Source organism: Rhizobium sp. ERR 1071 (assembly GCF_007828675.1).
GTDB lineage: Bacteria > Pseudomonadota > Alphaproteobacteria > Rhizobiales > Rhizobiaceae > Rhizobium > Rhizobium dioscoreae.
The window spans coordinates 287392-304061 of the sequence record NZ_VITM01000001.1 but is presented as its reverse complement, the minus strand read 5'-3'; the positions used below and the strand labels follow the sequence as shown (position 1 = coordinate 304061).

Here is a 16670-nt window from a genome sequence, read left to right as displayed (position 1 = left end):
AACCCCGGCACCGAGAAGTTTGATCCGGCGCAACTAAAAAGGGCTGGCTCGACTTCCTCGTGGTTATCCGCGTCGATTTTCTGGAGCGCCCTCACCTCGTCGATGCTCTGCTCCACGCACGCCGTAGCGGATGAAGGATCGGCAATTTTCGATTGCGCGATCCTCCGGAAGGAGTAAATCTGACACTTAGATCCGGAGCTGATAAATGGGAAAAAACAGAGATATTCAAGCGCTGCGAGGCATTGCAGTGCTAATGGTATTTCTGCAGCACTATCGCAGCCGACTCCCGACCCCAGAGTGGTATCATGGCATATTTAGCTATGCGGGCTTCTGGGGTGGCGTTGATTTGTTTTTCGTCATATCCGGCTTTGTAATTGCTCGGTCGCTCATTAACCGAGGCGACTGGGGTCCGGGCCGAAAATTATCCCGCTCGTCACTGAAGGACTTTTTTGTCCGGCGCTTCAACAGGCTGGCGCCAGCGGCATGGTTCTGGATCGCATTTTCAACCATACTATCATTGAGCACGGTAAGCATGTCGTATGCCGGCACACTTGGGACAGCAATCATCAGTGCCGCGACGGCCCTGACGGCCACCTCAAACTTGTACTGGTCAAGTTGTATTGTTGCGCATAAAGTCGGAACCGCCTGCATGAATCCGGATTTCAACGGTGTATTCTGGAGCTTATCTCTAGAAGAGCAATTCTACTTCCTGTTTGCGATACTTTCATTCTTTTTTGCGTATTGGCGCCTATCGAGGATTTTCCTAATTTTTCTACTTTTTTCCATTTCCGCAAATTATTTTCTTATTGATGGTGCATTTTCGCTTGCCTGGGCTCTGCGCCCTCAAGGCTTGATCATCGGAGTGCTATTGGCAATCCACCACGACCGCGTGGGCGTCCTCATCGCGCAGCTCTCCAAGTCGATCCGGATTTTGATTTGCGTACTCGCAATCACGCTAATTTGCGTACTCTCCGCACAGATGGACCTCAAATGGTCAGTCCCTATATTGGCGATCGCGTCCGCTACAGCGGTTTCTGTTTCACTACCTGACAGAGGAATATCCGAAGGGCGTATCGGATCGCTTCTGCAATGGGTAGGAAACAGATCCTATTCTCTTTACCTCTGCCATTTGCCGATTATCATCGTTGTTCGTGAGGTATCCTTCCGAGTTGCGGGAGAGCGATCCGTAAGTTCGCAGTCATCTGTGGTGTTCGCAATAGCATTCGCTGCCACATTGGCCGCGGCACTTTTTGCTGCACATATAAGCTATAAGCATATCGAAAATAATCAGCGCATCAAAATCGGTAGGACTTCTCGTCCAGCGACAGCGTAGTCACATCGGTCTGCCTCGCATTGGAGGCAATTTTTTCTGTTTGGCGACTTCCAAATCCAAAACGCAGCTGCTGCCCGCTCGTCGAGTTTGTCACCAAGGGGTGATGTAACAACTTGTCTATGTCTGTTCGGCTGAGCGAAGGGCAACGCGCTTAAGAAACGCCAAGTTTCTAAACAAAAAAAGCCCCTACCCGGCGAAGGATAGGGGCTGGTGTCAGCTCGAGCGGGGCACGCGTGCCGGCTTACTCTGGTTCTCGACGATGCGATCGACACGGAGCGTCATATTCTCGACGGCCGCCTTCACGTCGCCGATTGCGCCCATGATTTGGTCCGTCGTCTCACGCAGTCCCTGCTTGGTGATGTAGGTTTCGGCGGTGTGCAGCTTGTGGGCGGCGAGCTCACGCTCGACCCCTTCAGCCTTCTTTTTTGCAGCGTCGATCTTGCCTTCGACCTTCCACCAGACCATAAGGATAAAACCCAGAAGCGCCACGATCTGCCCAATATTGGTCAGTAGCTCCGTCGTCATTTCTGCCCTGCCAGTCTGCTATCTCTTTCAGCATAAAAATCCCGCAGAGCGGCTTTGCCCTTCCTGCAGGTGATCAGGGACTGTCTGTCCTTGATCCAAAATGTTTCCGCCTGTTCCTGCGTCAATGCGCCAGAGCCGATGTTGACCGGGGCGTCGCAATCCTTCGTGAGTGCCGAATCGGGCTTCGCCAACTGCGGCGCCGGTGGCGGGCTAACGTACCTTGTTGATGCGCTGCACGCCGGAAGCGCCAATAGCAGGCTTGCCAGCGTCAGGGTCTTGATGAGCTTCACGCTGGAGCTCCTCTATCTGAGTTTGAAGTGCGTCGGCGTCGGCCTGCATCTGCGCGATGCGCTGGGCTTCTGCCTGTTTTGCGGCGTTGTTGGCGGCGTTCTGGCGCTCGATCTCTGCGGCGCGCGCCGTGGCCGCTTCAGCCTTCATCTGCTCAATCTGAGCAGTGTAGGTCATGGCGGCGCGCTGATAACCGCGGTGATCGGCGACGAAATAGACGCCGGTGAGCGCCAGAACGGCCACGAGCGCGCCGGCAAGCCAGCGGCCGATTGGTGTTGCAAGAATTGCGATCATGTTGGCTGCCCCGTTGGGTTCGGCTGGCCTGCAGTATCCGGGGCCGAGGGCTGCTTTGCCTTGTTCTTGTCGTCTGCGATTGAGCCGAAGACGTAGGAGGCAAAGATCAGGCCGATAAGGCCGTTCAAATTGATGAAGGCGGTATCGAGCAGCGGATTTGTCTGGACATGGAACATGGCCCATCCGATGATCGCGCTCATGGCAAGGCCGGACCAGATCAGCGAGATAAAGATGATTCGACGTCGGGCCGCCCAATCACCGGACGCCTTGTGGTCCATGAAGAACTTGGAGATCATTCCAGGCCCTGCCATCATTGCGCTCCTTCGATTGCCGCAAGAAATTTCTTTGCGTAGCCGGCAATGTCGGCCGCACGGTCAGTGCCATTGATGATCTGACGTGCGCCGAGCCAGTCAGTCACGGTGGCATTGAAGAAGTCGGACAGCTTCTTGCCGGTGAATCGGCCGTTGGTCATGCCGTCAAAGAGGATCTCGACAGCCTTGGTAGGATCGAGCGCCTGATCTGGATTGTCGCCAATGCCGTATTTGGCGTAGTTGTCGTGTCCGGTGATCTGCACAAGGCCGCGGCCTCGATATTTCCAGCCGTCACCACTGGCCTCGTTGCCGTTGCCCATGCGGTTTGCGTAGGCGCGGTTTGCGATGCGCTGCGGCTGCCGTGCGTAAGCCACCGCTTGATAGGCGGTGAAATATTTCGGGAACGTGGCGCGCAGGCCGGATGCTGAATAGTTGAGATTTTCCGAGATCGGGCACATGGTGTTGTCCGCCTCGTGGAAAACTGTCGCCAGCATATAGGCGAGCCAGCGCGTATCGAACGGCTTGGCCTGCCAGGCATCAATGATGGCCTCCATGCCGTTGACCTGGTTCGTCGACAGCCGCCCGCCGAACAACGACGTGCGCACCGCCGCGAAGAATTTCGCGTGGTCCATTATAGACTCCAATGGAAAAAGGCGGCCTAAACAGCCTTGCAGTTATTAGGCCGGAACCGGGAACGAATAGCCCGCTATGGCTTCCTTGCCGCGCGATGCGACGGCATAGAGCGTTCCGTTGTATTGCAGCAGGCTTGGATAGCCGTAGGCGCCGTATTTCGACCTGCCGGGATAGATGACGGCATATGGTGCCGTCGCCACGTCATAGCGCTTGCTGAAGCTCGCCCCGTCTGTAGAAAGCCAGAGCGAGAGATAGTCGCGGTTGCCGATCGGCGGATTTCCCAGCACATAATACCGGCCGTCCGCCAGTCTTCCGGCGTCGAATTTCGATGTGCCGTGTCCGAAGTTCGTGCGGCCGGGCTGCGACCATGTGAGGCCGTTATCGAAGCTCCGTGTCATCCAGAGATAGTTTTCCGTCGAGCGGAGAAGCATCCGAATTTCGCCGGAGGGAAGCTGGTAGAAATCCCCCTCGCAAAGCGTCTGATCCCAAGCCTTGATCGCCTGCGCCTCAAGGATAGTGGATGCATCATCGCTCGGTATTGATGGGCAAATACCGGCGATCTGCCAGCCGCTAAGACCGTCGCTTTGATCGGTCCACGGGAACGTCGCATGCCCCGCCATCACCAGCCGACCGCTCGCCAACTGTTTCGGCTGCCGGTTGGGCTGCATGTTCGGGCCGAGCTCGACCGGCGCAGTCCATGAAATGCCGTCCGTGGTCGATATCCAGTAGGTCTTGACATAGAGATATCCGACATCGCCAGCCGGCGGCGCCCCATTGGTCAGGACACGAGGATCATATTCGAAGACCGAACAGAGCGCGTAGAGCGTCGATCCGACCTGCCTGAACCCGGCCGAGATCAAAACCTTCTGCGTGAAGTATCCGTTTTGCGGCCCGATCATGACTGCATCGGACCAGTTGGCGAAATCTGCGCTCTTGCGGATATAGACCCGCTGCCCTGGATAGGCTTCCCCGTTGGGTCCATTCGCGAACATGACGAAGAAGTTGTTGGCAAATCGGGTCACGAAGGGCGCGTGCGAATATCCCCAAGCCGCTGACACCGGCGCATAGATAGTCGTCTGTGTCGGCGTGAGGGCGGAAACGGTCGCTCCCGCATTCGTGACCGCGAGCGTCTCAGCCCATGCGGCCATGATCAGAGATCCGCGCTCAGAAATGCATTGAATTGGGCTGCGGCAAATCCCGTCGCCGTGACCGTTACCTGAAGCCGCAAAGGTTGCTGCGGAATGGCAAGGTTGCCGATATAGAGCGACGACGAGTTATTGAAGAAATCGGCCGTTGTGGTCACAATCGGCGCAGCTCGCATCAAAACCGGGATGGTGAACGAATTCCCGATATAGCTGCCGGCCAGACCGTAGCCCTCAAGCCAAAGGCTATTCATCACCAGATACCGGCGCCGGCATTCGAGATCGAGAACGCCGGGAGCCAGCGGATTGAACGGATCAGGATTTGCCGTCTGATCTCCTGCGGAAAGGGAAACCCTGCCAAGCGAGATCGAACCGCTCTGTTGCCCAAGGTTGGCTGTCCTGAGGTTGAAATTCGTGCCCGCATCAAACCAGAACAGCACTTCGAGAAAACTGTCCTCATTCGTGCCGAGATACTTTCCAGCGATGGATGGCACGCTAAAGAGCACGTCATAGCGATTCATGCCGCCTGGAGCGATCGAAACCTTCTGCGCGCCAATTCCGGTCACGGTGACGTCAGGACTGCCGCCGGTTCCAAAGTTCTGAACGAGTTCAACTGCAATTGGCCGCTGGATGTCTGCTTGGGCATAGAAAGTCAGCGTCGCCTGCTGGCCCTGAAAATTCCGCACGTTCTCGATACGGAATGATTTCCGCACAAAGTTCATCGCCCCGCTGAGACTGTTGAACGTCGTCAGGGAGTAATATCGGGGATTCCCAGGTACGCCGGCCTGACCCGCTGGATACATCTGCTGACTGTGCGTCTTCGTCGAGCCGTTATTGTCGTTCAGCCACGCGTCGTCAGATCCATATCCAGAGCCTGTCTGCGACGTTCCGCGCTGCCATTTATCGAAATTGCCGTTGAAAATCGGGCAATCGCCGTTGCTCGATGCTGTGGACATCGTTTTTCCCAATCATTTTTTGTCGTTAAACTTAGCGGACGCGCCTTGCCCTTATCGAACCATCGGCCGTCATCGTCGAAGTGCCGAAGATTGACAGAGCGAAACAATACGTCGTGGTGGTTGTCGAAAGGCTGATCCGAGTGACTGGCGTACTGATGATCTGCTGCGAACCCGTTGGGAAGTTGTTATTCAGCACCGTCGCCTGCGGATAGCCCGGATAGGTCGCAGACGCTGTCGTCACTGCAGCTTGGATTGATGACACCGTAGTGCTGCCGGCCGGATTGAATCTTACAATACATTGAACGTCCCAATCGCCAGCCGCCAGCGAAGTGCTCGTGGCGTTAGCACCGGTGTTCGACGTCAAAGACGAACCGGTTGACTGGTTAAAAACGTACTCCCCGATATTCCCCGCAGCCGCATTGTCATTGGTTGCGGTGGCAAGATACTGCCCCTGCCCGATCGAGGTGGAAGAAGTGGTCGTCAGGGTCGAATTATTGGCCGGCGTGAATGTCGAGGCCGTCGCTGGGGCGGTGATTGCGAGTTTGTTGACGGATGTTGCGGTTGTGGCGCCGAGGCTGGTTGCGCCAGTCACGGAGAGCCCGTCATTGATGCTGGTTAAGCCGGTGGCGCGATTGATGTTTAGTGGACTATCAATTGATGAACCTGTGTCACCAAACCTAGTGATAACAAAGTTTGAACCTGCATTAGAGCCGCTTTCTGAAGAATTATCTCCAAGAAGAATCTGCCAGCGCAGAGAACCGCTCTTTTGCCCCCGCAAGATGCTAGAAGCACCGTTGGCAGCATTTAAATACAGCTGAGCATTGCCTGCTGTATTCAAGATTGTTTGGTCCGCCGACCAAATATTCGCCCCATCAAGGAAACCGAGCACATGGCCTGAGGTGCCGGTGTTGGCCGAAATTGCCGTGCCGACAGAGGTTTGGCCGGTACCGCCGGAGGTCACTGGAAGTGGTTGAGAGAGGGAAACAACGCCGGTCGAGCGGTTAATCTTGAAAGGGATATCGATCCAAGTCCCGTTGTCCGCATAGCGGTCAATGACAAAATCACCACCCACATTGCTTCCGGCTTCGCTCCCGGCATTGGGCATGATTATATCCCAACGCGCAACGCCATTTCGTTGTCCGACAATTTGACCAGCAACAGAAGTATTTAGTGCATTGAGGACAAGCTGTGCCCATCCACCGCCACTATTGCTATTGATCGTCTGTCCGTTGGACCAAGTATTAAATCCATCCAAAAACGGAAGGTTATGCCCGCTCGTGCCAGTATTCTGGGTGGCGGCAGTGCCGAGCGTCCCGCAATCGTTGATCAGATTGGCTGTCGTGCCCCAGCAGACAATATTACCTGCTGTCGGCGACGGCGAACCGGGCTTGATAAAGTCAGTGACCGGCTCGCGTCCCGCGTGCCCGGTACTGTCGTGACCGAGCACATGCGAAAGCGTCCGAACAGGCAATTGATCGATTGCGACTGTCGACTGCGCATGGGCGCCGGTGGCCATCGCAAAGATGGCCACGACAACAGACAATGCAATGGAGAGTTTACGCATACTGGCCTCCCGTAGAGGTCGTCCCGGCAACAGATCCAGGGAAATAATTCGCCCCCTGCCCTGATGAGTTGATGATACCGTTGAGCGTAGCGGTGTAGCGTGCCCCAGTGGCAGAACCAGACATGGCTGTCGTCGGCTGGCAAGTGATCGTGCCGCCCATCGTTGCGTAGGCGACGGCCTGCGCAAAAGACGGTGTGCCGTTGAAAGTGATCGTTCCGGTACTGAAGACGATGCTGCCACTCGTAGCCTGCCAGCAGAAGCCACATCCACTTGCGATAACGATGCCCGTGCCGATATTGGCTGTCGCGCCAGACGATACGAAGACGTGCGACTGCGTGGTATTCGAACCACTCGCCTGGAATGTGACAAAACCGAAGCTGCCGACAGATCCAGAAGTGAATGAGGTTGTGTGTGCCGACGTATTGTTGTTTAGGAGTGTGACTCCGGAGAATCCCAATGATGCGCCACCGGCACCACCGATCATCGCACCGGCACCGGCGCCTGAGATTACGTAGTTCGCTTGAGCACTTGCGTCACCCACTATGTTGATCGTACCGGCGTATCCAGTCACGATACCTGGAGATGCATAGGTTCCGGGCACGCCGAGCTTGATGCCAACGCCACCGCTCGAAAGCACATATTTCTGTTTGATGTAGTTGATCGCACCCGAGATCGTTACGAAGGCGTGTCCAGCATCGTTCGCGCTGCCGTCGTTCGAATCATTTCCATCGGGACGCACGTAGATTGTGGTTCCCGCAGCAGGAAAAAGCGGAACTTCGCTATAGGCGATCCCGACAAAGAGCCACGCAGTGCCGGCATATTTAAGCTTAATAATTGAACCCGGAGGCAAATCGCCTTTTGATAAAGCGCCGCCACGCAGAGTCTTGATCGGAAGCGCACCAAAACCGTTAAGATTAAGAGTGACAGAACCAGTGTTGGCCGTCGCTATTTGGAGGTCTACCTCCATTCCGACCATCAACGCGACTGGCGCAGGCGTCAGTGTCGCCGTGAGCGCATTTGCCGTGCCCCCGGCAACAGCGAAATTAAACTGACCGGCCTGAATGGCCTGCGCAACTTGCGTCAAGTCGCTGCCGTTAGGCGTCAGGCCAGCAAGCGTAATAACCGAAACGATTTCACGTTGTGGATTTTCGACCGCTCCGGCCGGGATGATAGAACCCTGAATACCAGCCGAGGGATTGCCGTTTACATAGGGCGCGTTCGGGTTCGATGGTTGATCGTAGGGCTGAACATATTGCATCAAAAAATACCCAATAAAAAAGGCCCACGGAGGAGCCTTTTGTTGGAAAGAGATGGCGTGATCGCTGGATGGCGGCGCATTCAGATGAGCCGGCCTTTCCTGCGAGATGCGGCGGCCCTACATGGTTCCGACGAGATAGTTTCCGTCGCTGTCTGTGAGGATCGTGCCGTTGCTGTCGGTGAGAATCGAAATAAGGGAATAATTGAACGTGACTTCGGTCTGCGCTGGTTTCCAGCGCCGAATGACACACTCCAGGTCCGTGGAAAGCGCTATGGTCAACATGTGATCAACGCCGACCTCGCCGCCGCCAAGACCAGTTCGGAACCACGATTCTCGATTGATCGTGATGTTTACGGTCCACTGATACCGAATATCTGTCGGCCCGAGCATCCAGCGGTAATCGCTATATATCTCACCAGTGCGCGTGTCGCCGCACCGGCTGACCCCGGTCATGTAAGGGGAGTATTCTTGAATTGTGACCGTGTATCCCAAGCTTTGGGCCACTTGGGTAAAATACGGTATCGACTGTCCGCCGGCCGCCGTCATTTTCTGAACGAGGGCGTTTCTTCTGTCAGACAGTGTTATGGCTTCAGCGACGCATGGATCTGGAAGCCCCCACGCCGTTTCCCACGAGTCGAGCATTTCAGTGGTCGTGCGCGGGTCGCTTTCGATCTCCAAAAGATCAGCGGCCCTTCCGTCGACATAGGCCCAATTGCTGGCAAGACCGCTCAAGACTTTCATCAGCATGGCATCAGGTTCACGTGGCCATGCCGGACCCGTTGGCAGATTATCCGCCATTGCCTGCTGATAGTCGGACTGTGTGCGCCTGACGTGGGTGTCCGCTGCGATTACATCAGGCATAGGTTATCGTTCCCAGTACCGCCATGCACCCGTTGTTCGGCATGGCCTGGTCGGTCATGGTCAACGTGAAGCTGTCCACCTCCGACGCACCAAGAATCGCGTCTGACACCCAGGCCGCATAGATTGTCTGCGCCGGCTGCGAAACGCCATTTAGCGAGCAGGCCGGCTTCGCTCTGTCAGCCAGCATGACCGTGACTGCATTCGCGATTGCTGCGCGGGTGGAGGTGCTATCCTGCTCCAGGTTCGTGATGGTGAAATTGATGGGATAGAGCGTCGGCGCCAGGACGAAGAGATCCTTCGTGGTAACTGGCCGCACCGTATCGAGATATGCTTTTACCGTTGCGATGTCGTCTGAGGTCGGCAAACCGTTATTCGACGAGCGCAGATCATCCATCATGAATCGCACGGTGATCGTGCCATCGCCCATCTCGAGCGGCGAGCACCATGCACGTGTGACGCCGGGCACCTCGAGCGTCCAGGCCACATAGTCGTCAGCATCGCCGCCCTGCGGCGGCTTCTGAATTCTATCCAGAATGCGATTTCTGAGGGAACTGTTGCTTTCCGCGTCTGTGCCCCCGGTCAGCGAAACCACAGTTGCTGTGCCGTCGACACCGGAAAGGGCTGTCGTGATCGACAATGACGTGCCCGCATCGAGATTTCCGTTGGTGCCGGCTGTCTGGGCCTCAATATTCCCTGCCGTGGTGCCAGCGCCGAGCGTAATGTCGGCAGTCGTTTGAAACGTCGTTGCACCATTGCTGAGTTCCGTTCCGGCGGCAATCGTTGTTCCGGCCGTGCCGGTAAAAGTTGCCGTGCCACTGGAATATGTTGCCTGCTTCCGGCCGTTCTTCAGCCAGATAGCCGCATGCCGATCGAGCCATTCTTTTTCTGCTGTGTCCGGCAAGAGCTGTTTTGAAAGCCAGTCGAGATACTGCAGCGTCAGGTGCGCCATGGCGCTATTGCCGTCCGTCATGATACGGAGCGGACTATTCGGGATGATCGAGCCGAGCTGAGTTGCCGAAATCATCTGGTCGCGACCGCGCTTTCGCAGGGTCGCCAGATCAGGGGTAGACCAAGTCAAGATATGTCATCCCATAAATCTTGGAATTGCAAAGAGACTAGGGATTTATTGCCCCTATACAGCACGATCGAAGCAGCGATGCTTGTATCGTCGTAGCGCTGTACATCTACTTCCAATTTCGTTGCTATTTTTCGATCGAGAAACGGCTGCAAGCACTCTGTGAGATATGTCTTAGCGCGAGCTACCGTTGCGCCGTACTTGTAATTTTCGTCGGTGATCTTCGCACGAGCCAGCAACCACAGGCGGCTACCAACTGGCCACCCAGCCCATATCTCTTCGGCGTCGGTATCTCCCCACCACCCTCTCAAGTCCGTGTCGCCATCAACTGGCAACTCGTCATCGGCATTGGCGCGGCGATCTGTGCCAATGGCCATGAGAACAGCTGAAACAAGATCGTGAGTGCTGTCGAGCGTGTTTTGATCAGTGGTTAGCCAATCGAGAGAAATGGCTTCCGCCCCCTGGCCGGTGGCAAGTCGAATATTGCTCACGCCGGCGCCCCCGTATTGCTTCCGCCAGATGTGACACCGGTATGAACGTGATCGACGCCGATGTTTTTGCCGTCATGGGTAACGGTGCCGCCCTGGATCGCCACGCCGGCTGGGGAGATCGTCATGGTGACACCCCCGGCTGTTATCGTGAGTGGGTTTCCGGCGGTGTTTATGTTGATGCCAGAGGCAGAAAGGTGAACTTCGGAACCATTGAAGTGGTAGAGAGTCACATCCCCGGCCGGGCGGCCTTTGGGTCGCGTGCGGCGATCGCCAAAAGCCAAAACGACTGGGTGCGACCTGCTGCCGCCGACAAAGCCAATGATGGCCTCCGCGCTGCCGTCGCTACCGCTTGCCGCCGGCACTGCAGTGAGGCCATAACTTTCGAAATGCTCGACATCTGAAAGGCTTTCCTCTTGTAGACCCACGATGTCGAGCGTGCGCAACTTTCCACCGTCCTTGGTGGATTTGATGCTTCCGCGTGCAATTGTCATGAAATTCTCGCGTGTGCGCTAAAATATGACTTCCTGTCCCTTTGGACCATCTGTCGTGGGCGGCGTCGGGGTAATTGGCGTCGAGGTTGCCTTTTGCGCGTCGGTCTGCTCTGGCTTGGAATTTTCCACGCTGCCAGGCGCCGTAAGCCACTTTTGAGCAATAAGCGTTGTGCGCGTCCCGCCTTGGTCTTGCGTGAAAGTCACCTCGGCGATCTGCAAATCGGAAGTCTTCAGCATCAGCATCGGAGAATCGATAGATATGAAGTCGAATACCTCTGGCAGGCTCCCTGAGGACAATAGCCATCCTTGATAGACAATGCGGACGGTGACCTGCTGGCTTAAGGAGAGCAGCTGGCTATAGCCGGCAGCCTGCTTCAGGTCGTCGTTGTCCGCCGGAATGTCGGCCCTCATGCGCTTGTATGTGGTGAAATTCGGGCCCTTGGCATCAGCCTTGCCATAGTAAGCGCCGCGGTTCTGTGCAGGCGTGCTGTTGTCGCTACCGCGCTGTTGTCCCACAACCTCTACGGTTGTATCTGGTGGGTTGTGAGCCAAACAGCTGGCGGCAAGAATATTACGCCCCTCCACGAATTCAGCAGCCGGCTCTTTATCAGCGGCACCCTGTGCAACCAGATTCCCATTTTTGTCGTCGCGAAGCCAAATGCCCCTATATTTCGACAACCGGGACAAGAGCGTGAAAGGCGTTTCATCCGGCTCGATATTAACTTGCCTAAACGGCTTGTCCCATCCTGCCGGTGGTTTGATCGCCTTCAAGACTACGTCAACGGGTGCCAGTACCTTGTTCGCGATCGCCTGGAAGCTGTAGTTCTTGAACTCGCCGTCCTTGAGAGGGATGGATTGCCTGACCGCCCTCTGTACCTGCGATGCAAATGTCAGTCGCACTGAATGGTTGTTGGCGTCATAGGCAACCTGTCGCTCATGAATGTGACCGGAGGCGAATAGCTGACCAGCGAGCTTAACCGTTGCGGCGTCGCCGGGCTTGATCTGCAGCGACTGCCCGACAGCCCCGTTGGCGCCAACGTTTTCGGTCACGCTGATGGTAACCATGCGCACGACTGGGTTGCTGCTGGCGGTCGCCGTCACTGAGTCCCAATCACGGAAAATCTTCCCATTGATCGTGACTTCGCACGTCTCTTCGATTTTGGGCAAAACGGATTACTCCGTGAGAGCCCTGATGCTGGCCGGCATGAATGCCGGATGGACTGGGCTGTTTTCATTGATGATTTCGTCGGCGCGGGCGGCGTCGCCGTACAAGACGTTCGCCAGGGTCAGCGCCGTGCGGCGCTTGCCGAATGTATAGGTGGCCAGTTTCGGAAGCTGGCTGGCACGCTGCGAAAGGTCATAGGCAACGGCGCCGTGCAGCGCGAGAAAAGCCTGGTAGACGGCGGATTCGAGATTGTCGGCGGCGTAGTCTTCGATTGCCTCAAGGTCATCGACCATGCGGGCAAGGATTGCCTCAGCCTCGCTTCGGCTGGTCAGGACGGCATTCGAGACCGCCCTACTCTCTTCCGCAATGCACATCCTGAGCAGCATCTGGCGCATGGTAATGCCAGCAGCATAGCTCGGCGTGAGGGCCGATATGGTCGATCGGATTCCGTAGAACTGATCTGCCGTGACACCGGCTGCCGTTGCGGCTGTAAAGCAAGCAAGCGCCGTCGAGCCGATCGATCCGGCCTGTAGCAGCGACTTCGCATCCATACTCAGCGTTGTGCACGCCCTATCGAGAGCCGCGCCTTCTTCCGTTGTGCCGGATGCCAGTGACGACAGGTTGGCCGCCGTGGCCTGCAATATCGAAACGGCTTCGTTTAATTCGGTTCGCGTCACGCTACTATCGCACTATCTGCGGCAGTCGCTGCGGCATTTCCAGCGCTGTCGGCCGCGTTAGAGGTGGCTGATTGGGTATCTGCGGCTGCTGGCGTATAAGGGCTTTTTCCAGCCTCGACCAACAGGATTTCGAAGCGGGCCATGCCGCCCTCTTCGCGGCTTTCCGAAACGCTATATCCCTCACAAACAACATTCATCGTACCCATGGTCGGATGAATGAGCGTGCCGCCGCCCTCGGTATCCAGGGCTTCGCTGAGCAAGTCACGGAAGATGAAATAATCATCACCAATGACATAAGCCGAGATTGAAAACTTCCGCGCGCGACGCCCCATGTCTTCGGTGTATGGGTCATCGCGCTTGGCATATTCATGCGTTACAGCGCGACGCCCACCGGCCTTGGAGCCTCCCTCCACATGGAACGGAGCGCCACGGAACGACGCCGGAAGCAGCAACTGCTTCCAGAGTGGAGAAGCCATATTGTTTCCTTACGTGGCTGGATCTCACATCGAAACAGACTTGCCGCGGTCGATCTTCAGATCCTGAAATAGATCACTGTCACTGCGCTTGACGGTGACCGGGTGATCCTTGCTGTGGACGTGAATATCGACTTTGCCGTTTTGCGGTGGCGAACTCGGCGCCGCGGCGCCCTGCAGACCAGCTTTCACTGCTGCTTTCGATGCAGATTTGCGTTCAGGCTCCCGCTGACTTTCCAAGGCTTTGCGAAGCGCGTTCGCAATCGCGGCACGGTTGTTGAACTGACGTGGGCCTTGATCTAGTGGGCGCTCATATTCTTTAATGGCAACACGAAGGACTTCCTGAGGATTTTTGGCCTTTACGACCCTATCCCAGATGCCCATTTTCTTCATTTCCCAGATCATGGCCTTGGTCTGGTCTGCCATGCCGGCGCTTCTTACATCAATGCCGGTGCCTTTGAAGATGTCCTTCACCCGCGGCATATGCCATTGCACAGATCCAAATGCAGTCGCTCGGCCGCCGATGAAGTCGCCGCGCTGAGCGCTACCGTACCCAGATTCCGCGCCCATCGTGGCGCCAGCCCATACAACGGCGTTCTCATGAGGCATGCCGGCCGCCTTGAGGCTATCGACGATGTCTTTTGCGCGCTGCGCCTTACTTCCAGTGGGTATTGGCCCAATTCCTGCGCCGCTGACATCAAGGCTTCCACCTTTGCCGCCGCCGCCGAAAACAGCCTTACCACCCCCTCCATAGCTTCCACCGCCGCCCCACGAAACGTTCTGGACACCGTTTGTTCCGCCCTTGCCAGTGCTAGCACTATTTCCCAGATAGCTCTGGGTAAAGGCAATCATGCCGAGCTCGACGCCCTTGGCAAGAGTTGCGATCGTCTCATTGTTCCGAGCCGCAGAAGCCCCAATGAGGGCGGCTTGCATGCCTGGATGATAGGCCGCTGGATGATAAAGCCCATTGCGCTCACGAACTAGCGAAGGGTCTCGAGTCGTCTGATCCGGCTTGGGTTCCGCTCTTTGAATTGGTTGATCCGGCTTTAGGTCGACACCTTGATCTGGCCGAACCACCTTCGGGGCGATACTTTGGATTGGCTGATCGGATTTTCGGTCCATGCCTCGATTTGGCTGAACCGCGTCGCCGGAGCCATCGACGCTGGATTTCTTGGAGCCAGGCAATGGCGCCCAGAAGGGAACATCCTGATCAGACCCAGATTTACCCGATCCAGGTTGGCCGGAACCAGATTCATAACCAGAATTCCACCATTGGAGCAGCTTGTCAGCTGGACTGCCCTTCACAATGCCGTTGCTAGATTCACCGGTGTCGCCGAACGGGTTTTTGAACCCGCTAGCCCAATCTGCTATGCTTTTGATGTCATCGAACAGATCATGAAAATTCTTGGCGGTTCCGGCCCAGTCGATCTGCTTTACAATGTCAACGACATCATGGAAAAAAATCTTAACGTCGCCGACATGCGCATCGGAGAAGTCCTTAAAAGCGTCGGCCGCCGCGATAATTTGAGGCGCGAGTTCGCCGCCGACCGAGTTCTTCAAATTCTCGAATGTGGCGCTCAGATGCGAAATAGCATCCTGGAAAGCCTCAGCCTTCTTCGTATCCTCCTCTGAAGGCACATAGGTATTCTTGCCTGCGGAATCCATGCGCTTTTTGAGCGACTCAATGCCGTTCGCGCCGAACTCGGCAAACTCCTCAGTACCAAAAAACAGTCCAGACAATGCGCGCCGCTGCTGCGCATTTTTCTGCATGGCGAGGTAATTCAGCTCCTTCTGAACCACCTCATCATTCGACTTTGTATTCGCCAAATCCTCGGCGATGCTTTTACCACCGCGAAGGCCGGCGATGGCACCGTAGTTCCCCTGTCGAAGACGCATGTCATCGGCATTGCGCGCGGCGAACGACAATCCCGATGCAATGGAGTCAGGATCGATCGCAAGGCCGTCTGAAACCTGCTGCATTTTCTGCAGCGTGGTGACAGCAATGCCTGTCTCATGCGAGAACTTCCGCATGCGCACGGCATTATCAGCGAACGAGCGAACGGCAGTTCCGACCGCTGCCAGAGCACCGGCAGCGGTGAATGCTCCGGCGCCAATGGCGCCCAGCCCAAGGCCAGACGTCAAGCCGCCAAAGCCATTCGTGACCGCTTTACCCAGGGCATCGGCCTCTTTGCGCAAGCTTTCTAGCTGCTTACCGACCTGCTTCATGCCGTCTGGAGCTTTGACGTCCTTCAGGCGGCTCACGAGGTTCTTCAGAGGCGTGGAAAAGCCGTCGATGACCTTTGCCGGAAGTATCAAGGGCTCAGTCATCGCGTGTACTCTCCAGATATTTCAAGGTGTAGCTGTGCAATTCCGCCAACTCATGGTGCGGGCGAGCCAAAAAATCGAACGGGTTGACGTGGAACGTCATTGCCAGATCGATAGCCATGTTGACGGAATCGTCGGCTACACCGGCATGAAAAAACCCGTCAGTTGCCACCCGAGGCTAATCAGATCCTTCGGCTTGAGCTTTGCCACCGCAGATGGCGGCACGCCTGCAAGGCGACTGATCATTGATGCCATGCGCGCGTCATCGATCAAGACGCGCGGGGGATCGCTGATGGGGTCGAACTGAACAGGATTCCCGACTGCGATGACATCTGCGCCGGTCGGCTCTCGGAGCGTGAATTCCTTTACCTGCTCGCCGTGCGCCTCGATCTCATAATCGAAGGGGAATTTGAGTTTTCCGTTTTCCCAACCAGCCATTCATTACGTCCCTTCTACGCAGGAAACGCCTTCAAAGCGGATCTTCACTTTGCCATCGACCGTTTCCATCGGAAGATCACCAGCCTGCCACGCGTTTTTCAGCGTGTAGGTGCGACCGTTGGCGATCTCGGCCGTGACGGTTGCTGCAGTGATCCCCTTGACGTCTGAAACCCGCCAGTCATCGGTTAGGGTGAAATCGCCCTCGATGTAAGGAACGACTGGCATTTCGGAATAGCCGTGCACGTAATCCTGGCCGGCGATGCCCGTCCTCGTTACCGAGGACGGCATGATCACCATATTCCCGCGCAACGGGTATTGCTTGCCGTCTACTTTGACGTAGGCGGTGCCTGCGGCTCTAAGTGCCATCTTT

20 protein-coding genes are annotated in these 16670 nt (G+C 56.3%); 1 reads left to right on the top strand and 19 read right to left on the bottom strand.

Going from position 1 to position 16670, the window contains the following annotated elements:
• Positions 1 to 205 precede the first annotated feature (205 nt).
• The gene (locus tag FBZ99_RS01520; protein ID WP_145631197.1) at positions 206 to 1333 is read left to right on the top strand and encodes an acyltransferase family protein; all 1128 of its coding nucleotides are present in this window, start codon (positions 206 to 208) and stop codon (positions 1331 to 1333) included.
• Positions 1334 to 1546: 213 nt separating this feature from the next.
• Here FBZ99_RS01520 and FBZ99_RS01515 read toward each other — a convergent pair whose 3' ends face one another.
• The 19 genes from FBZ99_RS01515 to FBZ99_RS01425 all read right to left on the bottom strand — a co-directional run bounded on the left by FBZ99_RS01515 (position 1547) and on the right by FBZ99_RS01425 (position 16666).
• Positions 1547 to 1858 carry a hypothetical protein gene (locus tag FBZ99_RS01515; protein WP_145631194.1) on the bottom strand — a complete coding sequence of 104 codons (312 nt, stop codon included), beginning with the start codon at positions 1856 to 1858 and terminating at the stop codon, positions 1547 to 1549.
• A 210-nt stretch (positions 1859 to 2068) separates the two neighbouring features.
• Positions 2069 to 2440 carry a hypothetical protein gene (locus FBZ99_RS01505; RefSeq protein WP_145631190.1) on the bottom strand — a complete coding sequence of 124 codons (372 nt, stop codon included), beginning with the start codon at positions 2438 to 2440 and terminating at the stop codon, positions 2069 to 2071.
• Positions 2437 to 2736, bottom strand: a complete 300-nt coding sequence (locus FBZ99_RS01500; RefSeq protein WP_145631188.1) for a hypothetical protein — start codon at positions 2734 to 2736, stop codon at positions 2437 to 2439. Before FBZ99_RS01500 ends, FBZ99_RS01505 begins: the two co-directional genes overlap by 4 nt.
• A 14-nt stretch (positions 2737 to 2750) precedes the next feature.
• Complete coding sequence (locus FBZ99_RS01495; RefSeq protein WP_145631186.1) at positions 2751 to 3383, bottom strand: hypothetical protein; 633 nt, start codon at positions 3381 to 3383, stop codon at positions 2751 to 2753.
• A 45-nt stretch (positions 3384 to 3428) separates the two neighbouring features.
• The gene (locus FBZ99_RS01490) at positions 3429 to 4532 is read right to left on the bottom strand and encodes an exo-alpha-sialidase (RefSeq protein WP_145631184.1); all 1104 of its coding nucleotides are present in this window, start codon (positions 4530 to 4532) and stop codon (positions 3429 to 3431) included.
• Between the two features lie 2 nt (positions 4533 to 4534).
• Complete coding sequence (locus FBZ99_RS01485; protein ID WP_145631182.1) at positions 4535 to 5482, bottom strand: hypothetical protein; 948 nt, start codon at positions 5480 to 5482, stop codon at positions 4535 to 4537.
• Positions 5483 to 5513: 31 nt separating this feature from the next.
• Positions 5514 to 7046 carry a hypothetical protein gene (locus FBZ99_RS01480; RefSeq protein WP_145631179.1) on the bottom strand — a complete coding sequence of 511 codons (1533 nt, stop codon included), beginning with the start codon at positions 7044 to 7046 and terminating at the stop codon, positions 5514 to 5516.
• The gene (locus FBZ99_RS33000) at positions 7039 to 8304 is read right to left on the bottom strand and encodes a hypothetical protein (protein ID WP_186450272.1); all 1266 of its coding nucleotides are present in this window, start codon (positions 8302 to 8304) and stop codon (positions 7039 to 7041) included. Before FBZ99_RS33000 ends, FBZ99_RS01480 begins: the two co-directional genes overlap by 8 nt.
• A 117-nt stretch (positions 8305 to 8421) precedes the next feature.
• On the bottom strand, positions 8422 to 9165 hold the full coding sequence (locus FBZ99_RS01470) for a YmfQ family protein (protein WP_145631177.1): 744 nt from the start codon (positions 9163 to 9165) through the stop codon (positions 8422 to 8424).
• A complete protein-coding gene (locus tag FBZ99_RS01465; RefSeq protein WP_145631174.1) occupies positions 9158 to 10243 on the bottom strand; it encodes a baseplate J/gp47 family protein in 1086 nt (361 codons plus the stop codon). Before FBZ99_RS01465 ends, FBZ99_RS01470 begins: the two co-directional genes overlap by 8 nt.
• Positions 10240 to 10731 carry a phage GP46 family protein gene (locus FBZ99_RS01460; RefSeq protein WP_145631171.1) on the bottom strand — a complete coding sequence of 164 codons (492 nt, stop codon included), beginning with the start codon at positions 10729 to 10731 and terminating at the stop codon, positions 10240 to 10242. The genes FBZ99_RS01465 and FBZ99_RS01460 overlap by 4 nt, the downstream gene beginning before the upstream one ends.
• The gene (locus FBZ99_RS01455; protein WP_145631169.1) at positions 10728 to 11222 is read right to left on the bottom strand and encodes a phage baseplate assembly protein domain-containing protein; all 495 of its coding nucleotides are present in this window, start codon (positions 11220 to 11222) and stop codon (positions 10728 to 10730) included. The genes FBZ99_RS01460 and FBZ99_RS01455 overlap by 4 nt, the downstream gene beginning before the upstream one ends.
• 18 nt (positions 11223 to 11240) lie before the next feature.
• Positions 11241 to 12389 carry a phage baseplate assembly protein gene (locus FBZ99_RS01450; RefSeq protein ID WP_145631166.1) on the bottom strand — a complete coding sequence of 383 codons (1149 nt, stop codon included), beginning with the start codon at positions 12387 to 12389 and terminating at the stop codon, positions 11241 to 11243.
• Between the two features lie 6 nt (positions 12390 to 12395).
• The gene (locus tag FBZ99_RS01445) at positions 12396 to 13064 is read right to left on the bottom strand and encodes a hypothetical protein (RefSeq protein WP_145631164.1); all 669 of its coding nucleotides are present in this window, start codon (positions 13062 to 13064) and stop codon (positions 12396 to 12398) included.
• Positions 13061 to 13540 carry a DNA circularization N-terminal domain-containing protein gene (locus FBZ99_RS01440; RefSeq protein WP_145631162.1) on the bottom strand — a complete coding sequence of 160 codons (480 nt, stop codon included), beginning with the start codon at positions 13538 to 13540 and terminating at the stop codon, positions 13061 to 13063. Before FBZ99_RS01440 ends, FBZ99_RS01445 begins: the two co-directional genes overlap by 4 nt.
• 24 nt (positions 13541 to 13564) lie before the next feature.
• Entirely contained in the window at positions 13565 to 15865 is a 2301-nt protein-coding gene (locus FBZ99_RS01435; RefSeq protein WP_145631160.1) for a phage tail tip lysozyme, read from the bottom strand.
• A complete protein-coding gene (locus tag FBZ99_RS33745) occupies positions 15858 to 15983 on the bottom strand; it encodes a hypothetical protein (RefSeq protein ID WP_281408370.1) in 126 nt (41 codons plus the stop codon). The genes FBZ99_RS01435 and FBZ99_RS33745 overlap by 8 nt, the downstream gene beginning before the upstream one ends.
• 17 nt (positions 15984 to 16000) lie before the next feature.
• On the bottom strand, positions 16001 to 16300 hold the full coding sequence (locus FBZ99_RS01430; protein WP_145631158.1) for a phage tail assembly protein: 300 nt from the start codon (positions 16298 to 16300) through the stop codon (positions 16001 to 16003).
• A 3-nt stretch (positions 16301 to 16303) separates the two neighbouring features.
• A complete protein-coding gene (locus FBZ99_RS01425; RefSeq protein WP_145631155.1) occupies positions 16304 to 16666 on the bottom strand; it encodes a phage tail tube protein in 363 nt (120 codons plus the stop codon).
• Between the last annotated feature and the right edge of the window lie 4 nt (positions 16667 to 16670).